Origin of the sequence: Brevibacterium sp. VCM10 (assembly GCF_000583215.1) — a bacterium.
GTDB classification, from domain to species: Bacteria; Actinomycetota; Actinomycetes; order Actinomycetales; family Brevibacteriaceae; genus Brevibacterium; species Brevibacterium linens.
The window spans coordinates 1-2698 of sequence record NZ_JAJB01000102.1 but is presented as its reverse complement, the minus strand read 5'-3'; the positions used below and the strand labels follow the sequence as shown (position 1 = coordinate 2698).

Annotated in this window: 3 protein-coding genes; 2 read left to right on the top strand and 1 reads right to left on the bottom strand. The window is 62.2% G+C overall.

Going from position 1 to position 2698, the window contains the following annotated elements; translation table 11 throughout:
• Positions 1-137 precede the first annotated feature (137 nt).
• The gene (locus tag AD89_RS0117390; protein WP_025780902.1) at positions 138-365 is read right to left on the bottom strand and encodes a hypothetical protein; all 228 of its coding nucleotides are present in this window, start codon (positions 363-365) and stop codon (positions 138-140) included.
• An 883-nt stretch (positions 366-1248) separates the two neighbouring features.
• On the opposite strand from AD89_RS0117390, the gene AD89_RS0117385 reads away from it, so the two are divergent.
• Positions 1249-2154 (top strand): universal stress protein, encoded by a 906-nt coding sequence (locus AD89_RS0117385; protein WP_025780900.1) that lies wholly within the window; start codon positions 1249-1251, stop codon positions 2152-2154.
• Between the two features lies 1 nt (position 2155).
• On the top strand, positions 2156-2698 hold a 543-nt coding region (locus tag AD89_RS19030; protein ID WP_035321459.1), incomplete at its 3' end, for an alpha/beta hydrolase.

Genomic DNA, 2698 nt, shown 5'->3' with positions numbered 1-2698 from the left:
GCTCGCCACAGATGGCTGTGCTGGTGGAAATCCGGTGCTGAGGTTCTCACCGCTGGTCGCACTATGCCCGAATCCACCGGGCGCCACCCGAATCCACCGGGCACGGCCCGAGTCCACTGGACCCGGGCCGTGGCGGCTCAGATGTATGGCCGGACCTGGCTGAGGTAGCGCACGATGTCCCGTTCGCGCAGTTCACGTGCGCGCTGTTCGCGAGCGTGTTCGCGCAGGCGAGCCTGCTGTCGGCGGGCTGCCTTCAGGCGACGGGTTTCGGCGGTGGGTGCTGGGCGCCGAGCCCACCGGATCAGCTTCATCCCGGTGCTCAGGGCCCAGCGGCGTGGATAGGTGAATGGGAATGTGGCGGACACAATTCTTCCTCGTGGTTTTCGCGCAGGGGATATCTGCAAATGGGCAGGAGATATCCCGGAATGACGATCAGATAAACAGATTCCGAAAATGCCGCGCTAATGACAATGAATCACCCGAAGATGGGCGAAGCTGACAAAGGCAGATAATAGCCATTGCAACAATGTGCCAATGAAATGATCGACTCATTGAAATGGCAACGGAATCCGAAAGGACTTTGAATCTGGGCCGAGCGACTGCAAGACAGAAAGCGCAGGATTGCTCGTTGCGCGATCGCGATGACTGCCGGTCAGAAACCGAACTCAAAGATGTCGGCGTGATGTGACCGAATCAAGACTGGCAACTGGCGGTGCTGCAGCACTAGCGGTGCTTCAGCACTGAAGGCATACCGAAATGATCTGGACACGTGCCAGGCGTGAAAAATGCCGGATCTCAGGCAACCGGTGGCTCAGAGGACAACGGTGGCCGGAAGCCAACCGGTGGAAAAGACGTGAAAGACGGCTGAATCAGCCGACGAGTCCTTGTCCGCCAATCGGGCAGGCAGCACATTCATGCCAAGGCGTTCGAAGGTCGGGGCCTGCAAGAAAGTTAATCATGGTAACTGCTCTCCTTTCATGGTCGTGGATCTCGTGGGGACGGCGTCAACGTCCGCTATTGTCAAGGTGCAATCAGGGTGGTGTCTGCGAATCCGTAATTGCACTGTCGAATTTAGCACAGCTTTCAAGGCCTGTGGGAGTTTTGTTCATTATTTTCTCAAAGAATTTCACTTCGTCTGTTCGGGTTTGAAAGTCGCTCCGGGAATTCCTCCGGTCGAAACGCTGTTAGCGCCGACGTAGAATCGGCAGAGACGAGCATCAGTCGGACGCGCAGCTTCAGGAGTTGAGAATGTCAGAGACCGCCACCACCAGACGTCTGGTCGTCGGATACATCGCCACGGATCGGGGCCGGGACGCGATCTCACTGGCCATTTCGATCGCGCGATCCATCGATGTCGAACTCGTGGTCACCATCGTCCGTCCGGAATCATCGACGATCCTCGCCGGCAGCGCCGTACCCAAAGACGGAGCCGGAATCGTGGCTCAGCAGATCGACGACTGGCTCGATGAAGCCTTGGCCCTCATTCCCGATGACGTCCGCGCCAGAGGCACCATCCACATCGCCTCGAACGAATCCAAGGGCCTCATGGAAGTCGCCGAGAGGGAAGGCGCACTTGGCATCGTCATCGGTGCGCGAGCCACCACTCTGATGAGACAGCTGCGCATTGGAACGGTTGCCTCGTCGCTTCTGCACTCCTCGACAGTGCCGGTCGTGCTCGCGCCGTCGGGCCGGTCGGATATCGGACCGATCTCGCGGGTGACCGCACTCTACGGTGCTCGCCCCGGGGCCTCGGCACTCATCGGTGCCGCCATCGAATCGGCTGTCGGCCTCGGCGTCGACCTCAGACTGCTGTCCCTGGTCGAGAACGACGGACTCTATGACGACGAGGTCGCCGAGATCACCGAATTCGCCGAACAGTACGGGGGAGCGGTGCTGGCAGATCGAGCATCAGAGATGCTGACCTCGGGCCGAGCCACGGTGAGAACCAAGGCCGGTGCCGACATCGAAGAGGCGGCCGAGACCATCGACTGGCAGCCCGGAGACCTCGCGTTCATCGGCTCGAGTCGCCTGGGCCGCGGCGGAAAGGTCGCGGTCGGTGCGCGAGCCCGCCGTCTGCTGCGTGTGCTTCCCGTCCCCGTCGTGGTCGTCCCTCGCCGGGCAGTGAGTCGCCTGCGAACCGCTGAAACCGACTGAGGTGCGGACACGACAATCACAGCGGACGGACATCCGGCTGGGCTCGCACAGCACGGCCGCGTGGCTCTACCCGGGTGACCGGCGTCGGCGTCCTCTGCTGATGGTGCATGGATTCCGCGGCGACCATCATGGAATGGAGCTGATCGCCGGCAGCATCACCGACCGTGAGGTGATCGTGCCCGATCTGCCCGGATTCGGGCTCACTGGTCCGCTGAACTCAGGCTCGTCGCTGTCGGCCTTCGTCGACTACCTCACAGCACTGCGCACCGAGGTCGGCAGACAGCGGGGCGTGAAGCCGATCCTCGTGGGGCACTCCTTCGGGTCGATCCTGGTCAGCCATCTCGCGGCATCGTACAAGGACGACGTCGACGAGCTCGTGCTCATCAACCCGATCACCAGCCCCGCACTGGAAGGCCCCGCGCGGTTCCTCACCGCGGTCACCCGCGCCTACTACGCCCTCGGTGCGCGGCTGCCCGAGCAGGCCGGCCGGTCCCTGCTGAGCAGCCCCGCGATCGTCCGGGCCATGAGCGTGGCCATGGCCACG